The sequence below is a fragment of the Gymnodinialimonas sp. 202GB13-11 genome (genome assembly GCF_040932485.1).
In the GTDB taxonomy this organism is placed as follows: domain Bacteria; phylum Pseudomonadota; class Alphaproteobacteria; order Rhodobacterales; family Rhodobacteraceae; genus Gymnodinialimonas; species Gymnodinialimonas hymeniacidonis.
Genome location: NZ_JBFRBH010000001.1, coordinates 3,086,375 through 3,102,501, shown reverse-complemented (window position 1 = coordinate 3,102,501; position 16,127 = coordinate 3,086,375). Strand labels below are relative to the sequence as shown.

Below are 16,127 nucleotides of genomic sequence, written 5' to 3'. Positions count from 1 at the left end.
TGCGCACGATATCCCCCAAATGCGTCGCGGCCCCAACATGGCAGTGCGGAAACCGAAGCCTGTTCCTAACGATATAGGGCAAGGGCGCAGGGCACGACACCTGAATTGTCGTTTCAGATGACAAGACCGCGAGATTTGGGCGGATATCAACTCACAAACCGGGTGACGCACGCATCTGACGCCCCTTTCCCTTGGCGGTGACGCGGCTTACGGTTCGCGGCGAATCCAAGGTTCAAGGGAGGCTCGGTTTGAGCGGGAAATTCGAAGCAAGATTGGCTGAGCTCGGCGTTACATTGGGCGAGGCGACAGCGCCCGCCGCCAATTATGTGCCCTTCGTGCAGGTCGGTGAGACGCTTTATGTCTCCGGTCAGATCAGCATGGAAAATGGTGAGATGATCAAGGGGACTGTCGGCGCTGACCTGAGTGTTGAACAGGGTGCGGCTGCCGCGCGGGTCTGCGGCATAAACCTTCTAGCGCAGGTGAAAGCGGCCTGTGGTGGCGATCTGGATCGTCTGGAACGGGTTGTGAAGCTGACTGGTTTCGTGAATTCCACCCCTGATTTTGAGCAACAGCCTGCGGTGATCAATGGCTGCTCCGATTTCCTTGTGGAAGCTTTGGGCGATGCAGGTCGCCACGCGCGCTCCGCGGTCAGCGCAGGGGCTTTGCCGTTCAACGTCGCCGTCGAGATCGAAGGCATTTTTCAGATCAAGCCATGACGCTCGACGTTTCCTTTCTGACGATCCCGCTGGCGCATCGCGGGTTGCATAACCGCGCGAATGGCGTGATCGAGAATTCCATGGGCGCCGTGAAGGCCGCCATTGCGGCGGGCTATGGGATCGAGGTTGACGTCCAATTGGCCTCCGACAATGCGGCAATGGTGTTCCATGATGATCGATTGGATCGTCTGACCGGCGAAAGCGGCCCGATCCGGGGCTGGGCCTCCCGCGATCTGGGAACGCTGCGGCTTACGGGCTCGGACGAGTGTGTGCCGACCCTGCCCGAAGTGTTGGAGGTGGTTGCAGGGCAGGTGCCCTTGCTGATCGAGCTCAAAGACCAGTCCGGCGGAACCGGCTCTGCGCCTGATGATCTTGAGCGCGCCGTGGCGCAGGCATTGGAAGGCTATGAAGGCCCCGTGGCGGTCATGTCGTTCAATCCGCACATGGTCGCCAACCTCGCCAAACGCGCCCCTCAGGTCGTGCGTGGGATCACGACCGATGGCTATGCCGAGAAGGAATGGCCTGACCTCTCCTCTGACTCGCTCCACCAACTGCGTGAGATTGCGGCCTTCGATGCCGTTGGTGCCAGCTTCATCAGCCACAATTGCCACCAATTGGGCGCACCGCGCGTGTTAGAACTGAAGGCGAGGGGCGTGCCGATCCTCTGCTGGACCGTGAAATCGCCCGAAGATGAGGCGATGGCCCGTAAAGTCGCCGACAATATCACGTTCGAGGGATACGCCGCGCCGTTTCCCGGCTGATCCGTTGACCATCGCCTGCGCGAACCCATCTTTGGGGTAAGCCAGATTTGGAGCGACCCGTTGGACGGCGACACCCCCATCACGATTGACCTGCTCAGCAGCCTTTCGCAGATCGACGCGGAAGAATGGGATGCCTGCGCCTGTCCGGAAGAAGGCCGCCCCAGTGACCCCTTCACAACGTACCGCTTTCTCGATGCGCTGGAACAATCGGGCAGCGTCGGCCCCGGCAGCGGCTGGCAACCCCGCTACCTCGTCGCCCGTCATGAAGATAAGGCCATCGCCTGCGCCCCGATGTACGCCAAGGGTCATTCGCAGGGCGAATACATCTTCGATCACAACTGGGCCCATGCCTATGAAAATGCGGGTGGCGAGTATTACCCCAAGCTTCAGATCGCAGCCCCCTTCACGCCTGCCACAGGACGCCGGTTTCTAACTCGGCCCGGCTGGGAAGCCGTCGGGATTTCCGCCCTGATCCAAGGCGCGGTTCAGGTCGCCGCCGACAATGACCTCTCCTCCCTCCATGTCACCTTCTGCACCGAGGATGAGGCCATCGCAGGCGAAAAAATCGGCCTCATGCGCCGCGCTTCGCAGCAATTTCATTGGATGAATGACGGCTACGAGACATTCGACGACTTCCTCGCCTCCCTCTCCAGCCGGAAGCGCAAGAACATCCGCAAGGAACGCGAACGCGCGCAGAACTTCGGCGGAGAGATTGTCTCGCTGACCGGCGATGCCATCCGACCCGAGCATTGGGACGCCTTCTGGCGTTTCTACCAAGACACCGGCGCGCGCAAATGGGGCCAGCCTTACCTGACGCGAGATTTCTTCGACATCGCCCACCAGACGATGGCCCAAGACATGCTCCTCTGCCTCGCCATCCGCGAAGGCCAACCCGTCGCAGGTGCCCTCAACTTCATCGGCGCAGAAACGCTCTATGGCCGCTACTGGGGCTGCACCGAAGATCACCCCTGCCTGCATTTCGAGCTCTGCTATTATCAGGCCATTGATTACGCGATCAAAAACGGCCTCAAGCGCGTCGAAGCAGGCGCACAGGGAACCCATAAGCTTGCCAGGGGTTATATGCCCGTCACCACGCACTCACTTCATTGGGTGCGCGATGCGGGATTCGCTGAGGCGATCGGCAAATATCTTGAAGCCGAACGCGCCGCAGTGGACGAAGAAATCGAGGTTCTGACAGGCTACGGCCCGTTCAGAAAAGCAAATGTGGAGGAGCCGGAATGACGGCGGAGACCCTGCAAGGCGCAGATCGCGACGCGGCTTTGGCCGAAGTCACAGACCGTGGCTGGACCCATGATCCTGACCGGGATGCGATCTCCAAGACCTTCACCTTCACGGATTTCTCGGACGCTTTTGGCTGGATGACCCGCGCGGCGATGGTGGCAGAACAAATGAACCACCACCCGGAATGGTCGAACGTCTACAAGACGGTTGAGGTCACGCTGACGACACACGATGTCGGCGGGCTTTCGACACTCGACATCGCCATGGCGTCCAAGATGGATCGTCTGGCGGGTTAAACTCCGGGGCCACAACAAGGGCCCGAAATGGACTTTGAGAATATCCTGAACACCGAAATCGCCGCCGGCACGACCGTAGGCGATATCTTCACCATTGAATTCATGGCAAGCGTGCTCGGCAGCGTCGTCGCAGCGCTGCTGATCCTTGTCGTAGCCGTTCTTTTCGCGGGTTGGGTCCGCAAACGTATCCGCGCGATTGGCGAAAACCATCGGCACCTCGACAACACGCTGTTCACCTTCCTCGGCAACATCGCGCGCTACGTGATCATGGCGTTTGGCCTGCTGTTCGTCCTGAATACCTTTGGCGTGCAAACGACCTCGATCATTGCGGCCCTCGGTGCGGCCGGTCTGGCGATCGGCCTCGCGTTGCAAGGCGCACTGTCCAACGTGGCGGCGGGCATCATGATCATCCTTTTCCGCCCCATCAAGATCGGCGATTTCGTTGAGGTCGGGGATGAAATGGGGACCGTGAGGAACATCTCGCTCAATATGACGGAGCTGGCCAGCATCGGAAACGTCCAGATCTTTGTCCCGAATTCCGAGGTTTGGGGCAACGAGATCAAGAATTACTCCGGCTACGACACCCGCCGCGCCGAATGGACGTTCGGTGTGGGATATGGCGTCAATCTGGCCGAGGCCGAGCGGATCATTCGAGATGTGCTATCGGGCGATGACCGCACCCATGCCGAGCCTGAACCTTGGGTTCAGATCAACAACTGGAACGACTCGTCGGTCGACTTCCTCGTCCGCGCTTGGGTCGATCAGCCGAAATACTGGGACTATCAGGCCGACATCAAACGCAAGCTGAAAGAGGCGTTTGATGAGAAGGGCATCGACATTCCGTTCCCGACCCGCACGGTCATTCACGACAATGCGCCGATCCGATTGGCGGCTAACCCGCAAGAGGTTGCGGCCGAATAAAGCAAAAGCCCCGGAGGAAGCTCCGGGGCTTTTTTCCATGGCGTTCGAGAAGACGGCGCTCAGATTTGTTCCAGCAGCGTCTCGCCAGCGGATACTTCGCAGACGCCGGGGCCTTCCTCGACGTTGATCACCTTCACCACGCCATCCTCGGCATACATCGCATAGCGGCGTGACCGGTCGTAAAAACCCACGGGCTCTGCTGTCCAGTTCATGCCGATGGCCTTGGTGAATTCGGCGCTCGCATCCCCAAGCATAGTAAGACCCGCATCTTTCGCACCTGTCGAAGCCCCCCACGCATCCATGACGAACGGGTCGTTCACCGATACGCAGATGATCTCATCCACACCCTTCGCATCAAACCCGTCCTTGGTGCGCATGAAAGATGGCACATGGGCCGAGGTGCAGGTGCCGGTATAGGCGCCGGGCAGGCCGAAGATCACGACCTTGCGGCCTTTGGTCAGGCTGTCCATATCGACTTGCTCCGGCCCTTCGGCCCCGATGCGAAGGACGGTTGCGTTGGGCAGTGTATCGCCGGCGGAAATGGACATCTGGGTCTCTCCTGCTTGTCGAGTTCGTTGATGCGGATATAGGGTCCGCCAGAAGCACGCCAACAGGAAAGCGCCATGGATCGTATCATTGTCATCGGGGCGGGGCAGGCCGGGTCTGCCTGTGTTGCGAAATTGCGGGCCGAAGGGTTTGACGGCACGATCATACTGATCGGGGACGAACCGGTTCCGCCATACCAGCGCCCGCCGCTGTCCAAGGCTTACCTGCTCGGCGATATGGAGTTGGAGCGGCTCTACCTCCGCCCGCTGGATTGGTACAACGAAAACAATATTGATCTGCGTATGGGGCAGCCGGTTGAGGCCATTGACGCCTCTGCCAAGACGGTGACGGTTGGCGGCGAAGCGCTGCCTTACGACGCACTTGTCCTCGCAACAGGGTCCACGCCGCGTCACTTGCCACCAGAGATTGGCGGGAGCCTTGCTGGCGTGCATGTGGTGCGGACGCTAGCAGATGTGGACGCCATGGAACCCTCGGTGACGCAAGATCGCCGCTGCCTGATCGTCGGTGGTGGTTACATCGGCTTGGAAGCCGCAGCTGTCGCCCGCAAGCGTGGCATGGACGTGACCCTGATCGAAGCCGCCCCGCGCATTTTGGGCCGCGTGGCCTGCACCGAGACGGCGGATTACTTTCGCGGGCTGCACGAAAGCCATGGCGTGACGATCAAGGAAGGTGTCGGGCTGGAGTGCCTCGACGCGGCGGACGGTAAAGTGGTTGGCGCCATGCTGAAAAATGGGGAAGAGCATCCCTATGATCTGGTCATCGCCGGGATCGGGGTGACGCCGAACGATGCATTGGCGGCTGAGGCTGGGGTGTCCTTGGAAAACGGGATTGCGACCGATGCTCATGGGCGCACGTCGGATGCGAATATCTGGGCGGCGGGCGATTGCGCGTCGTTGCCATATCGCGGTGAGCGCATCCGGCTGGAGTCGGTCCAGAACGCGATTGATCAGGCCGAAGCAGTCGCCAAGAACATCCTCGGCGCGGATGAGGATTACGTGCCAAAGCCGTGGTTCTGGTCGGATCAATACGACGTAAAGCTCCAGATCGCGGGCCTGAATATCGGCTACGACAAAGTGGCGGTGCGCGACGGCGAAAAGGGTCGGTCGCATTGGTATTATAAGGGCGATGAGTTGCTGGCCGTAGACGCCATGAACGACCCGCGCGGCTACATGATCGGTAAGCGGTTGATCGAGGCTGGGAAATCGCCTGCGCCTGAGGTTGTGGCTGACCCGGAGAGTGACCTGAAGGCACTGCTCAAGGCATGAGGCCAGATCATTGAGAATTGTCGGAGGCCGCCTGCGCGGCAAGAAACTGGCCGATGTCGGTGCAGGCGATGCGGCGGCGCATCTGCGCCCGACCACCGACCGCGTCCGCGAAAGCCTGTTTAACCTTCTGACCAATGGGCGCAACGGCGATCTGGTGACAGGCACTCGTGTGCTCGACCTCTTCGCAGGAACTGGCGCACTTGGCCTAGAGGCGCTCAGCCGTGGTGCCACCCATGCCACCTTCGTCGACAACGGCACCGCCGCCCGCGCGCTCCTGCGCGAAAACATCGCCGCCTGTGCCGCCCAAGGCATCACCAAGGTGTTCCGCAAAGACGCCCGCCAGATCGGCCCCGCGCAGCGCCCCTGCGACCTCGTCTTTCTGGACCCGCCCTACGGCCAGGGCCTCGGCGAAGAGGTCCTGCCGATCCTCACCTCCGAAGGCTGGCTCGCCCGCGGCGCAACAATCGTGTGGGAGGAGGAAGCCGCCCCCATTATCCCCGCCCCATTCGAGACGCTCGACCAACGCACCTACGGCAACACCACCATCACACTTCTGAGGTTCCCATGACCCCTGACCTCGTCATCTTCGACTGCGACGGCGTGCTTGTGGATAGCGAGCCGCCCTTCAACGAAGTCCTCGCCGCCAACCTCGCCCGCTACGGCCTGTCGATGACCCTGCCCGACGTCATGGCGACCTTCATCGGCAGTTCCATGACCAGCGTCGTCCAAAAGGCGCGCGATCTCGGCGCGTCCTACCCCGGCACCGACAACCAGTGGATCGACGAGATTTACGAGGAAGGCTATGCCCGCCTCCGCCAAGGCGTTGACCTGATCCCCGGCATTACAAATGTCCTCGATGCGCTCGACGGCAACGCCATCCCCTTCTGCGTCGCCACCAACGGCTCGCAGGCCAAGATGGACATCACCCTTGGCGGCACCGGCCTCGCGCCGCGCTTCGACGGCAAACGCTTCTCGGCCCATGAGCTTGGCGTTGCCAAGCCCGACCCAGACCTCTTTCTGATCGCCGCCCGCGAAATGGGCGTTACCCCAGACCGCGCCGTGGTGATCGAAGACAGCCCCTCCGGCGCATTGGCCGCAAAACGCGCCGGCATGCCGTGCTTCGGCTACGCACCCGAGGGCGGCGGCAAACTGGCCGAACAGGGCGCGCATGTCTTCCGCGACATGGCCGACCTTCCCGCCCTCCTGCACCTGAAATAATCCACAGAAACCGCATCTTGTTGGTCTTGTTTACCGAATCTCAATATGGGACGTTCACCAGAATAACGAGCATTCGAAACAAACTCTAAGCAGGCTGCCCTCCACCCATGCTGGTCGCGCATCCAGACGCCTCTGCCATCCTGAAGTCGACCTTCGGCTTCGATGCCTTTCGGCCCGGACAGGCCGAGATTGTGGAGGCTGTGGCCTCAGGCAAAAACGTGCTTGCCATCATGCCCACCGGTGGCGGCAAATCGCTCTGCTTCCAGCTGCCCGCGCTCATGCGCGACGGCGTCACTGTCGTCATCTCGCCCCTCATCGCCCTCATGCGCGACCAGGTCCGCGGCCTGCGTGAAGCGGGGGTCGAGGCTGGCGCGCTCACCTCCGGCAACAGGCCCGAGGAAACCGATGCCGTCTGGAACGCGCTCGAACAGGGCAGTCTCAAACTCCTCTACATTGCCCCCGAGCGCCTCGCCTCCGGCGGCACCGAGCGGATGCTCAGCCGCGCAGGCGTCTCCTTGATCGCCGTCGATGAAGCCCATTGCGTCAGCCAATGGGGCCACGATTTCCGCCCCGACTACCTGCGCATCGGCGCGCTCCGCCGCGCGCTGAACGTCCCCATCGCCGCCTTCACCGCGACCGCCGACGCGGAAACGCGCACGGAAATCTGCCACCGCCTCTTCGACGATCAAGAGCCTGACATTTTCCTGCGCGGCTTCGACCGCCCCAACCTGAGCCTCGCGTTCGAGGTCAAGAACCAGCCCCGCCAACAAATCCTCAGCTTCGCCGCCGCCCGCAAGGGCCAGTCCGGCATCGTCTACTGCGGTACCCGCGCCAAGACCGAAACCTTGGCGCAGGGCCTTCGGGAAGCTGGCCACAACGCCTGCCACTACCACGCCGGGATGGACGTTGATGACCGCCGCGTGGTGGAACACCGCTTCAACGCGGAAGACGGCCTGATCGTCTGCGCCACAGTGGCCTTCGGGATGGGCGTCGACAAACCCGACATCCGCTGGGTTGCCCATGCCGACCTGCCCAAGTCGATCGAAAGCTACTACCAGGAAATCGGTCGCGGCGGCCGGGATGGCGCGCCGGCCGATACGCTCACGCTCTACGGCTCCGACGATATCCGCTTCCGCCGCCAGCAGATCGACGAAGGCCTCGCGCCCCCCGAACGCAAAGACGCAGACCATGCCCGCCTGAATGCGCTGCTCGGTCTGGCCGAGGCGCAAGGCTGCCGCCGTCAGGTGCTGCTTGGCTATTTCGGGGAGGAGGCTGAGGGCTGCGGAAATTGCGACCTTTGCGAAAAACCGCCTGAGCTGTTCGATGCCTCCGTCGCCGTGCAAAAGGCGCTGTCCGCGATGCTGCGCACCGGCGAATACTTCGGCGCGGGCCATCTGATCGACGTGCTGCTTGGCGCGGACAACGACAAGATTCGCCAGCGCGGCCATGACAGGCTCAGCGTCTTCGGTGTCGGCACCGAATTCGACAAACGCCAGTGGCAGGCCGTCTTCCGCCAGATGATGGGTCGCGACCTCGTCCGCCCCGATCCTGCCCGCCACGGCGCGTTCCGCATGACCGAGGCCGCCCGCCCGATCCTGCGCGGCGAGGCCTCCATCACGCTCCGCAAAGACACGATCACCAAGGCCCCCCGCCGCCCTGCCGTGAAGATGCTGGTCAGCGAAGAAGACGCCCCGCTGATGTCTGCCCTCAAGGCCAAGCGCCGTGCGTTGGCGGAAGACGCCCGCGTGCCGGCTTACGTCATCTTCACTGACAAGACCCTGATCGAAATGGCCGAAACCCGCCCCACGACCCTCGACGCCATGGCGCGGATCTCCGGCGTCGGCGCGACCAAGCTCGACCGCTACGGTGACGCCTTTCTGCAGGTCATCACCGGCGATGCGCCCGAACCGATCCACCCCGCCCGCCGCGCGCTGGCAGGTCGAGACGCGGGCGATGTTTTCGACCGCCTGATGGAAGCCAGTCAGGAACTGATGCGCGGCGATGATGGTACCGGCAAATACCTGTCGATCCCCCACACTACCCTGCGCAAGATCGCCGAACGAAAACCCGACAGCCTCGATGCCATGGCGCGGATCAATGGCATGAACGACCAGAAGGTGGACCGTTTCGGCGAAGTCTTCCTCGAAGTTCTGCGCGAGGCTGGATAAGCCCACACTGCCGCTTACATCCAACCGAAAGGAGGACCGCCCATGCTGACCGTGATCTCACCCGCCAAACGCCTCGATTGGGCGGAACGCTCCATAAATATGACGGCGCCCGATTTCGCCAATGACGCGGTGAAACTGGCGCGCGTGGCCAAACGGCTCAGCCAGAAAGACCTGTCCAAGCTGATGGATATCAGCCCGGATCTCGCCAAGCTGAACGCGGACCGCTTCAAGGCCTTTGAGGACGCGCCCGAAGGCGAACGCCCCGCCGCTTTGGCCTTTGCCGGTGACACTTATACGGGGCTGGAGGCGCAAAGCTTTGAGCCCGACACCATGGCCTACGCGCAAGACCACCTGCGGATTCTGTCAGGCCTATACGGCCTGCTGCGCCCGCTCGACGCGATCCGTCCCTATCGCCTTGAAATGGGCAGCCGCCTGAAGACCCGCAAAGGGGCCAATCTCTATGCCTATTGGGGCCCGCGCATCGCAGAGGCGCTGAATGAACAGGCGCAGGCCACAGGTACAGATACGCTCGTGAACTGCGCCTCGGTCGAATATTTCAGCGCCGTGGATCAAGTGGCCCTGAATCTCGACATCATCACCCCGCAGTTCTTCGAAGACAAACCAAACGGCCCCAAGATCGTCAGCTTCTTCGCCAAGAAGGCCCGCGGTGCCATGGCCCGCTTTATCGTCGAACGCCGCCTGACGTCAGCAGACCAGATCCTCGAATTCGACACCGGCGGCTATGAACATGCCCCCGATCTCAGCGCGCCGGGCAAGCCTGCCTTCTTCCGCACCGAGGCCAAGGCAAAAGCCGCCGCCTGAGCGCGCAACCCCCGTCTTCCATGTGCTTAAAATATCCCGGGGGAGGAGCCTTTGGCGACGGGGGTAGCGCCCCCATTTATTCACGGTTAGTGAAACGTAAACAGTTTGCAGAAACTGCCGCAAAATCAACGATATGGACCCCCTGCTCACGCGTGAGCAAATCAACTCTCAGCTGCGAGGAGAGCCGCAAGGCTCGAGGAGGAGCTGCGATCAGTGATCCGGCTTCGATGCCTCAAACGCAGCCTTTTGATCCGCGCTCGCCTCGGTCTGATACTTCGCCTTCCACTCCGCGTAGGGCATTCCGTAAACCACCTCCCGCGCAGCTTCCTTGTCCATCTCCACACCCCGCGCGGCGGCCTCTTCGGCATACCAACGGCTCAGACAATTCCGGCAGAACCCGGCCAGGTTCATCATGTCTATATTTTGGACATCTTTGCGCTCATCCAGATGCTTCAGAAGGCGCCGGAACGCGGCGGCTTCCAATTCGGTTTGGGTCGGCTCAGACATAAAGACCTCCTCCTGTTCAAATCATAGATCGGCGTGCGCCAGCGTGTCTTCAAGCACCCGTGCCAGCCGCTTGCCCCATACATCCTGTTGCCCAGGTGTCTCGATCAGATCATTGCGGACCTCGATCAGCACATGCTTCCGCCCCGCTTGCACCCCGTGCCGATCCATCGCGTCGCCTGGTAGGTGCCCAGAATAGGGTTGATTGTCCCCGACACACAAATCGCCCTCCACAATCAGCCGGTCGATCAGCGGAACGGCGAGCCTTCGGTCTTCGGCATAAAGGACACCCACATGCCAAGGGCGCGGCGGGCGCCCCACGAATTGTGGGGTGAAGCTGTGGATGGAGATGATCAGCGGATCCTCACGGGCGTCCAGCACCTCGGCGACCGTACGGTGATAGGGGCGGTGGAAAAGCTCTAACCGCCGTTCGATTTCATCAGGCGTTGCACCGCGATTGGCAGGGATGATCGAGCCGTCGTAGACCTGCATCAAAAGGGTCGGATCATCCTCCCCCCGGTTCGGATCAATAACTAGTCGAGAGAAGGTGGAGGCGACAACGGGTGCGGAAAGGGCCTCCCCCAAAGCCAGCGCCACGCCCATCGCCCCAACATCATAAGCAATGTGGCGCTCCATGTCAGTCCGCGGTAGCCCCAGATCGCCATTGGCGACTTCAGATGGCACGGCATTGCTGGCATGGTCGCAGGTCACCACCCACCGCCCAGTCCGGTCTGCGCCGGTCAAAGTAAAGGCCTCGCCCATCTTGCTTGTCATGCCTCTGTCGCAATGGAATGCTTCACGCCTGCGTAAATCGCCGCATCGTCAAAGACCAGCCGGTCAGCGGTTGTTCCGCGCGATGATTTGCGTCAATAGAGGCGCGACTGTTGAATGATAGCGCCAACATGCCTGTTTTCAGGCGGATGCACGGGACCTGGGGGATAAAAATCCATGAAACGCGACCGCAACGTCAAAATCGTCGCCACACTTGGACCCGCGTCCAACGACTATGAGATGATCCGCGCCCTGAACGAGGCGGGCGCCGATGTGTTCCGCCTGAACATGTCCCATGGCGATCACGAAGAAATTGCAGCGCGCCACGCCATCATTCGCCAGATTGAGGTCGATCTGGGCCGTCCCATCGCCATCCTCGCCGACCTTCAAGGCCCGAAACTGCGCTGCGGCGTGTTCGCCAATGACGAAGGCCATGATCTGGAAGACGGCGGATCGTTCCGGTTCGATCTTGATGACACCCCGGGCGATGAGACCCGCGTCCAGCTTCCCCACAAGGAAATCTTCGATGCATTGGAGCCCGGCGCAACACTTCTGGTGAATGACGGCAAGATCCGGGTGAAGGTTCTGGAGTGTGGCACTGATTATGCCAATTGCGAGGTACTGGCCGGTGGTCGCATCTCCAACCGAAAGGGCGTGAACGTGCCGGACGTGGTTCTGCCCCTGGCAGCGTTGTCCGAGAAAGATCGCAAGGATCTGGAATTCGTATGCGAGCTTGGGGTGGACTGGCTGGCGCTGTCCTTTGTGCAACGCCCCGATGATGTTGAGGAAGCCCGCGCATTGGCCAAAGGCCGCGCCGCGATCCTGTCGAAGATCGAAAAGCCCGCAGCCGTGAAGAATTTCGAAGCGATCCTTGAGGCCTCTGATGGGATCATGGTTGCGCGCGGCGATCTGGGCGTTGAATGCCCGGTGCAGGCCGTGCCGCCGATCCAGAAGCGCCTTGTGCGCAAATGCAGGAATGCCGCCAAGCCCGTAATCGTGGCCACTCAGATGCTGGAATCGATGATCGAGTCGCCCATGCCAACGCGCGCTGAGGTGTCGGACGTCGCGGCCGCGATCTACGAAGGTGCAGACGCCGTGATGCTGAGTGCGGAATCGGCAGCAGGTGACTACCCGATTGAGGCAGTGACCACGATGAATAACGTGGCCAAGGAGGTCGAAAACGACCCGACCTACCGCAATATCATCGAAGCGTCCCGTGGCGGCGACAAGGACACCGTGGCCGACGCGATCGTCTCCGCCGCACGGGAAATCGCCGAGACGACGAACATCAAGCTGATCTGCTGTTTCTCGGAAAGTGGCTCCACCGCCGCGCTGACCGCGCGTGAGCGTCCTAACGTCCCTATTCTTGCGCTCACCAGCCGCCAGGCGACCGCGCGCCGTATGTGCCTGACCTGGGGCTGCCATTGCGTCAAAGTCGGTACCGTCGGCCGTTTCAAAGAAGCAGTGATCAACGCCGTGCGTGCAGCAACTGAAGAAAAGCTGGCGGATCAGTCGGACCTGATCGTTGTGACCGCAGGTGTGCCGTTTGGCCAATCCGGCTCGACCAACATTCTGCGGATTGCCCCATGTGATGAGCGCCTGATCTACGCGTCCGAGCTGGAATAGGTTTGGAGGTCACGCCAGATATTCTTCTGGTGATCGCCACGATTGTGGCGGTCTTCTCCTTCTCGTCCATCATCGGGGCCTGGACAGTCAAACGCTGGCCTTGGCTGTCCATGATCTCGTTCAGCATTGCGATTGGTCTTTTCGCCTACCTGCATTTTGAGATGACCGATGGGCTTACGCCGCTGGATGTGCCCAACGCTTTCATCTCGGTCGCTGCACGTGTGGTAAATTAGAACGGCTGCTCGATCTCAGGAGCCTTATTGGGCGCAGAGAGTCATCTTACGCTTCAGATGACGCGCAGGATCAGCCAGGCCACGCCCGCGTATGGCAGCAACCCCAGCAGAATAACCACGCCGTCCCGGGCCAACATGCCAAGGGCGAGGATCGCCACGCCGAGGCCTGCGACAGAAGAAGAGAATGGCACAAATTCCAGGAACGGCATCAGCAGCCCTGACAGCAGGCAGATCAGCTGCGGGATGAAAATCAACGGCCTACGCGACAATAGGCGGAGGCGCTTGGCGGTGCGGGCATCAATCCAGACGGCGGTTGGGCGAATGCAGTTGAAGGCAGCGCGTAGCTTTTCCCCGCTGATCCGACGCGACAGGATGAAATTCGGCAGCCAGAGGTGTCGTCTGCGGGCAAGCATCTGCGCGGATACGATTGCGATGAAGATCCCCATCAGGGACGAGAACAGGGGTATACCGCTGAGCGGCGTGGCCACGGCGATGGCGGGCAGAAGCAATACCGGAGTGAAACTGGCTCGACCGAAGGAATGCAGGATCGCACGGATGTCTGTGGTTTCGGCCTCAGCGGCCTGAAGGACCCGGTCAATGATCTCGGGTAGGGATGCGGGCGGTGCCTCGGCATCAGATGTGGTCGTCTCTTCCATTGCGCTCCGACCTATGCGGCCACACTGCTTTCATCAAGAACCCATTGCCTATGCAGACTCCTCTTGTCAGACGGCGGGATTGGCTTTATGCGGCAGCTTCCGAACGGTGCGTCCGGCCTAAAACGGCATGCCGCGACGCGCCCGAACCACTCGTAAGACTTGAGGAGTTGGAAATGCCGAAGATGAAGACGAAGTCGAGCGCCAAGAAGCGCTTCAAAGTGACGGGCACCGGTAAGGTACTCGCCGGTCAGGCCGGTAAGCGGCACGGGATGATCAAGCGGACGAACAAGTTCCTCCGCAATGCTCGGGGGACAAGCGAATTGTCTGCTCCCGACACCAAGATCGCCAAATCCTACATGCCCTACGACCGCTAAGGAGAACCGGATATGTCCCGTACCAAAGGTGGAACCGTCACTCATCGCCGCCACAAGAAGGTTCTTGACGCGGCCAAAGGTTATTATGGCGCACGTTCGCGGAATTTCCGCACCGCCACGCAGGCCGTCGACAAGGCGAACCAGTACGCCACGCGTGACCGTAAGGCCCGCAAGCGTCAGTTCCGCGCCCTGTGGATCCAGCGTATCAACGCCGCTGTCCGCGCCCATGATGAGGCGCTGACATACAGCCGCTTCATCAACGGTCTGGCGAAAGCCGGGATCGAAGTGGACCGCAAGGTTCTGGCTGATCTGGCCGTGCATGAGCCCGAAGCATTCGGTGCCATTGTAGATCAGGCCAAAGCTGCGCTCTAAGCGAAACGCTTTCCGAAACGAAAAACCCCCGCCGGGCGATCTGCTCGGCGGGGGTTTTCTTTTTCTTTGGCGCTGGCGATCAGGCGATCGCGCGGCTCAGCGTATGGGGATGGGGGTCAACCGCAACCGGCTCGGCCTCTTCCATGCCGCTGGAGCGCTCAAAATCGTCATAGCCGCCGACGTGCTGGATATAAGCCTCGGCCTGCTGTTCCAGCGGCATTTCGGGGCTCGGCGCGACCTCAACAGGAGCTGGGGCAACCATGGTGGTGGGTGCCGCTGCCGCGGGCTGTGCCTCAAACAAGGCGGTCTCATAGCGTTCCAGGCTTTCGCGCGAACGCTCCAGATCGGCCTTCAGGACATCAGCCTCGGCTGTGAGGCGGTCAATGTCTTTATGGGCTTGCTTGGTGTCGCGGTTCGCCCGTGCCAGACGGGCCTGATAGGCCAGAACACGGTTCGCGATGGTCGCAGTGAAATGCGCGCGGGCCAGAAGATAGCCCCCGACGCCCGCCGAGGCGATCAGCACGAGGACAAGGGTGAGGTTCAAAAGAAGTGGCATACCGTTTGTCCTTTGTTACTGACGCAAGGGCACGACCGCGAATTCAACGCGGCGGCTGAGGGCTTCGGCTTGTTCTGCAGGGGCATCGCTCAGAAGTTGACGCGACCCATAGCCGACGGGTTCATAAATCGATGTGTCGTGGCCAGCCGCCTCGATTGCCTCGATGATGGCTTCGGCCCGTTCCCAAGACAGCAAGAGGTTCTGCGTCTCGTCTCCGGTGGCATCGGCATGGCCGCGTACCAGGATGCGAAGGCCTGCACAGCTTGCTACACCTTCTGCGAACGAGAAGGCGGCATCAAGATCCTCAGGTGCTGCGTCAGTAGAGCTGGCCGAGAACCGAACCGACAGGCGATCTGCGGCGGCTGCCAAGTTCTCCCGGCACACCTCCGCCTGCGCTTCGGTCAGGGCAGGGCGGATTGCCCGCCGTTCTTCCCGTCCCGTTGCCGCATCAATCGAAAGGGAGGTGAAAATTTGCTCTTCCGGTTCCTCGGGCGTGGCGTCCGCGCTTGCTTCGGCAAGGTCCAGCACTGCCTCAAGTTCAGCCGGGCGTGCCACTGGAACGACGCTTGCCGTTTCGGCATCTGCGCCGGTCATGTCGATCAGCGTCGGCGGCATCGGTGCCTCGGGCACGGCTGCGACAGGAACAACGGCGGGCTGCACTGGTGCGGCTGGCGTGCGAACCGCTGCGGTTTGACCGGTTGCAAGGAAACCACCGGCAATGCCTGAAAGGGTGAACAAGCCTGCTGCGGCAAGAACCGACGGCGTCGCCACCAGCTTGCGGTAATGATCGGCGCGGCGTGCGGCATGTGCAAGGCGCTGTCCCGCCTCTTCCCGTGCCTCGTCGGCTTTGCGACGCTTATTGAAGATCGCCATAACTCTACTCCGTATTGTGTCCGCACGCCAATTCACGGCGCATGCGGATTTGACCCGTTGCGGACACACGTTGCTGATCTGTGGATGTGGCGATCCCGCCGCGCATACCGGCGACGGCTTCTGGCGCATATAGTGCACCAGACGGGTCGGATTTCGACCGTTCTGAGATCAACTTACTCACGTGTT

The 16,127-nt window shown here is 61.4% G+C and carries 21 protein-coding genes; 14 read left to right on the top strand and 7 right to left on the bottom strand.

Annotated features, from left to right (window positions below; genetic code table 11):
* Positions 1–248 precede the first annotated feature (248 nt).
* The 5 genes from V8J81_RS15880 to V8J81_RS15860 are packed head-to-tail and all read left to right on the top strand — an operon-like array spanning position 249 to position 3,936.
* Positions 249–716, top strand: a complete 468-nt coding sequence (locus tag V8J81_RS15880; protein WP_368476721.1) for a RidA family protein — start codon at positions 249–251, stop codon at positions 714–716.
* Entirely contained in the window at positions 713–1,477 is a 765-nt protein-coding gene (locus V8J81_RS15875) for a glycerophosphodiester phosphodiesterase family protein (RefSeq protein WP_368476720.1), read from the top strand. Before V8J81_RS15880 ends, V8J81_RS15875 begins: the two co-directional genes overlap by 4 nt.
* Before the next feature lie 60 nt (positions 1,478–1,537).
* On the top strand, positions 1,538–2,719 hold the full coding sequence (locus V8J81_RS15870; protein ID WP_368476719.1) for a GNAT family N-acetyltransferase: 1,182 nt from the start codon (positions 1,538–1,540) through the stop codon (positions 2,717–2,719).
* Positions 2,716–3,015 carry a 4a-hydroxytetrahydrobiopterin dehydratase gene (locus V8J81_RS15865; protein ID WP_368476718.1) on the top strand — a complete coding sequence of 100 codons (300 nt, stop codon included), beginning with the start codon at positions 2,716–2,718 and terminating at the stop codon, positions 3,013–3,015. Before V8J81_RS15870 ends, V8J81_RS15865 begins: the two co-directional genes overlap by 4 nt.
* Before the next feature lie 27 nt (positions 3,016–3,042).
* On the top strand, positions 3,043–3,936 hold the full coding sequence (locus V8J81_RS15860; protein WP_368476717.1) for a mechanosensitive ion channel family protein: 894 nt from the start codon (positions 3,043–3,045) through the stop codon (positions 3,934–3,936).
* Positions 3,937–3,995: 59 nt separating this feature from the next.
* Here the strand turns inward: V8J81_RS15860 and V8J81_RS15855 are convergent, their stop codons facing one another.
* On the bottom strand, positions 3,996–4,484 hold the full coding sequence (locus V8J81_RS15855; protein ID WP_368476716.1) for a peroxiredoxin: 489 nt from the start codon (positions 4,482–4,484) through the stop codon (positions 3,996–3,998).
* A 75-nt stretch (positions 4,485–4,559) separates the two neighbouring features.
* Here V8J81_RS15855 and V8J81_RS15850 point away from each other — a divergent pair, with 75 nt between their 5' ends.
* The 5 genes from V8J81_RS15850 (at position 4,560) to yaaA (ending at position 9,976) form a co-directional block, all read left to right on the top strand.
* On the top strand, positions 4,560–5,768 hold the full coding sequence (locus V8J81_RS15850; RefSeq protein WP_368476715.1) for an NAD(P)/FAD-dependent oxidoreductase: 1,209 nt from the start codon (positions 4,560–4,562) through the stop codon (positions 5,766–5,768).
* Positions 5,769–5,778: 10 nt separating this feature from the next.
* Complete coding sequence (gene rsmD / locus V8J81_RS15845; protein ID WP_368476714.1) at positions 5,779–6,336, top strand: 16S rRNA (guanine(966)-N(2))-methyltransferase RsmD; 558 nt, start codon at positions 5,779–5,781, stop codon at positions 6,334–6,336.
* Positions 6,333–6,986, top strand: coding sequence for an HAD family hydrolase (locus tag V8J81_RS15840; protein WP_368476713.1), 654 nt, complete (start codon positions 6,333–6,335; stop codon positions 6,984–6,986). The genes rsmD and V8J81_RS15840 overlap by 4 nt, the downstream gene beginning before the upstream one ends.
* A 107-nt stretch (positions 6,987–7,093) precedes the next feature.
* The gene (gene recQ, locus V8J81_RS15835) at positions 7,094–9,154 is read left to right on the top strand and encodes a DNA helicase RecQ (RefSeq protein WP_368476712.1); all 2,061 of its coding nucleotides are present in this window, start codon (positions 7,094–7,096) and stop codon (positions 9,152–9,154) included.
* Between the two features lie 42 nt (positions 9,155–9,196).
* Entirely contained in the window at positions 9,197–9,976 is a 780-nt protein-coding gene (yaaA, locus tag V8J81_RS15830) for a peroxide stress protein YaaA (protein ID WP_368476711.1), read from the top strand.
* Positions 9,977–10,186: 210 nt separating this feature from the next.
* Here yaaA and V8J81_RS15825 read toward each other — a convergent pair whose 3' ends face one another.
* Both V8J81_RS15825 and V8J81_RS15820 read right to left on the bottom strand, forming a co-directional pair.
* Complete coding sequence (locus V8J81_RS15825) at positions 10,187–10,483, bottom strand: DUF1244 domain-containing protein (RefSeq protein WP_368476710.1); 297 nt, start codon at positions 10,481–10,483, stop codon at positions 10,187–10,189.
* Positions 10,484–10,504: 21 nt separating this feature from the next.
* Positions 10,505–11,254: an N-formylglutamate amidohydrolase gene (locus V8J81_RS15820; RefSeq protein WP_368476709.1), complete on the bottom strand. Its 750-nt coding sequence runs from the start codon at positions 11,252–11,254 to the stop codon at positions 10,505–10,507.
* A gap of 174 nt (positions 11,255–11,428) precedes the next feature.
* Between V8J81_RS15820 and pyk the strand changes: the two genes are divergently transcribed.
* Both pyk and V8J81_RS15810 read left to right on the top strand, forming a co-directional pair.
* Positions 11,429–12,877, top strand: a complete 1,449-nt coding sequence (gene pyk, locus V8J81_RS15815; RefSeq protein ID WP_368476708.1) for a pyruvate kinase — start codon at positions 11,429–11,431, stop codon at positions 12,875–12,877.
* 2 nt (positions 12,878–12,879) lie between these two features.
* The gene (locus V8J81_RS15810; RefSeq protein ID WP_368476707.1) at positions 12,880–13,110 is read left to right on the top strand and encodes a hypothetical protein; all 231 of its coding nucleotides are present in this window, start codon (positions 12,880–12,882) and stop codon (positions 13,108–13,110) included.
* Positions 13,111–13,163: 53 nt separating this feature from the next.
* Here the strand turns inward: V8J81_RS15810 and V8J81_RS15805 are convergent, their stop codons facing one another.
* The gene (locus V8J81_RS15805) at positions 13,164–13,766 is read right to left on the bottom strand and encodes an exopolysaccharide biosynthesis protein (RefSeq protein ID WP_368476706.1); all 603 of its coding nucleotides are present in this window, start codon (positions 13,764–13,766) and stop codon (positions 13,164–13,166) included.
* A 173-nt stretch (positions 13,767–13,939) separates the two neighbouring features.
* Between V8J81_RS15805 and rpmI the strand changes: the two genes are divergently transcribed.
* Positions 13,940–14,140 carry a 50S ribosomal protein L35 gene (rpmI, locus tag V8J81_RS15800; protein WP_368476705.1) on the top strand — a complete coding sequence of 67 codons (201 nt, stop codon included), beginning with the start codon at positions 13,940–13,942 and terminating at the stop codon, positions 14,138–14,140.
* Positions 14,141–14,152: 12 nt separating this feature from the next.
* Positions 14,153–14,512: a 50S ribosomal protein L20 gene (rplT, locus tag V8J81_RS15795; protein ID WP_339987467.1), complete on the top strand. Its 360-nt coding sequence runs from the start codon at positions 14,153–14,155 to the stop codon at positions 14,510–14,512.
* A gap of 79 nt (positions 14,513–14,591) precedes the next feature.
* Here the strand turns inward: rplT and V8J81_RS15790 are convergent, their stop codons facing one another.
* Genes V8J81_RS15790 through V8J81_RS15780 form a run of 3 tightly spaced genes read right to left on the bottom strand, consistent with a single transcriptional unit; the run spans position 14,592 to position 16,122 of the window.
* On the bottom strand, positions 14,592–15,068 hold the full coding sequence (locus V8J81_RS15790; RefSeq protein WP_368476704.1) for a hypothetical protein: 477 nt from the start codon (positions 15,066–15,068) through the stop codon (positions 14,592–14,594).
* Between the two features lie 15 nt (positions 15,069–15,083).
* Positions 15,084–15,941 carry an OmpA family protein gene (locus tag V8J81_RS15785; RefSeq protein ID WP_368476703.1) on the bottom strand — a complete coding sequence of 286 codons (858 nt, stop codon included), beginning with the start codon at positions 15,939–15,941 and terminating at the stop codon, positions 15,084–15,086.
* Positions 15,942–15,945: 4 nt separating this feature from the next.
* Positions 15,946–16,122 carry a hypothetical protein gene (locus tag V8J81_RS15780; RefSeq protein WP_368476702.1) on the bottom strand — a complete coding sequence of 59 codons (177 nt, stop codon included), beginning with the start codon at positions 16,120–16,122 and terminating at the stop codon, positions 15,946–15,948.
* Between the last annotated feature and the right edge of the window lie 5 nt (positions 16,123–16,127).

Excerpts from the sequence above, each read along its gene's own strand:
- V8J81_RS15875 (WP_368476720.1), top strand. The coding sequence starts at position 713 with ATGACGCTCGACGTTTCCTTTCTGACGATCCCGCTGGCGCATCGCGGG.
- V8J81_RS15865 (WP_368476718.1), top strand. The coding sequence starts at position 2,716 with ATGACGGCGGAGACCCTGCAAGGCGCAGATCGCGACGCGGCTTTGGCC.
- V8J81_RS15860 (WP_368476717.1), top strand. The coding sequence starts at position 3,043 with ATGGACTTTGAGAATATCCTGAACACCGAAATCGCCGCCGGCACGACC.
- V8J81_RS15855 (WP_368476716.1), bottom strand. The coding sequence starts at position 4,484 with ATGTCCATTTCCGCCGGCGATACACTGCCCAACGCAACCGTCCTTCGC.
- V8J81_RS15850 (WP_368476715.1), top strand. The coding sequence starts at position 4,560 with ATGGATCGTATCATTGTCATCGGGGCGGGGCAGGCCGGGTCTGCCTGT.
- V8J81_RS15840 (WP_368476713.1), top strand. The coding sequence starts at position 6,333 with ATGACCCCTGACCTCGTCATCTTCGACTGCGACGGCGTGCTTGTGGAT.
- recQ (WP_368476712.1), top strand. The coding sequence starts at position 7,094 with ATGCTGGTCGCGCATCCAGACGCCTCTGCCATCCTGAAGTCGACCTTC.
- yaaA (WP_368476711.1), top strand. The coding sequence starts at position 9,197 with ATGCTGACCGTGATCTCACCCGCCAAACGCCTCGATTGGGCGGAACGC.
- V8J81_RS15825 (WP_368476710.1), bottom strand. The coding sequence starts at position 10,483 with ATGTCTGAGCCGACCCAAACCGAATTGGAAGCCGCCGCGTTCCGGCGC.
- V8J81_RS15820 (WP_368476709.1), bottom strand. The coding sequence starts at position 11,254 with ATGACAAGCAAGATGGGCGAGGCCTTTACTTTGACCGGCGCAGACCGG.
- pyk (WP_368476708.1), top strand. The coding sequence starts at position 11,429 with ATGAAACGCGACCGCAACGTCAAAATCGTCGCCACACTTGGACCCGCG.
- V8J81_RS15805 (WP_368476706.1), bottom strand. The coding sequence starts at position 13,766 with ATGGAAGAGACGACCACATCTGATGCCGAGGCACCGCCCGCATCCCTA.
- rpmI (WP_368476705.1), top strand. The coding sequence starts at position 13,940 with ATGCCGAAGATGAAGACGAAGTCGAGCGCCAAGAAGCGCTTCAAAGTG.
- rplT (WP_339987467.1), top strand. The coding sequence starts at position 14,153 with ATGTCCCGTACCAAAGGTGGAACCGTCACTCATCGCCGCCACAAGAAG.
- V8J81_RS15790 (WP_368476704.1), bottom strand. The coding sequence starts at position 15,068 with ATGCCACTTCTTTTGAACCTCACCCTTGTCCTCGTGCTGATCGCCTCG.
- V8J81_RS15785 (WP_368476703.1), bottom strand. The coding sequence starts at position 15,941 with ATGGCGATCTTCAATAAGCGTCGCAAAGCCGACGAGGCACGGGAAGAG.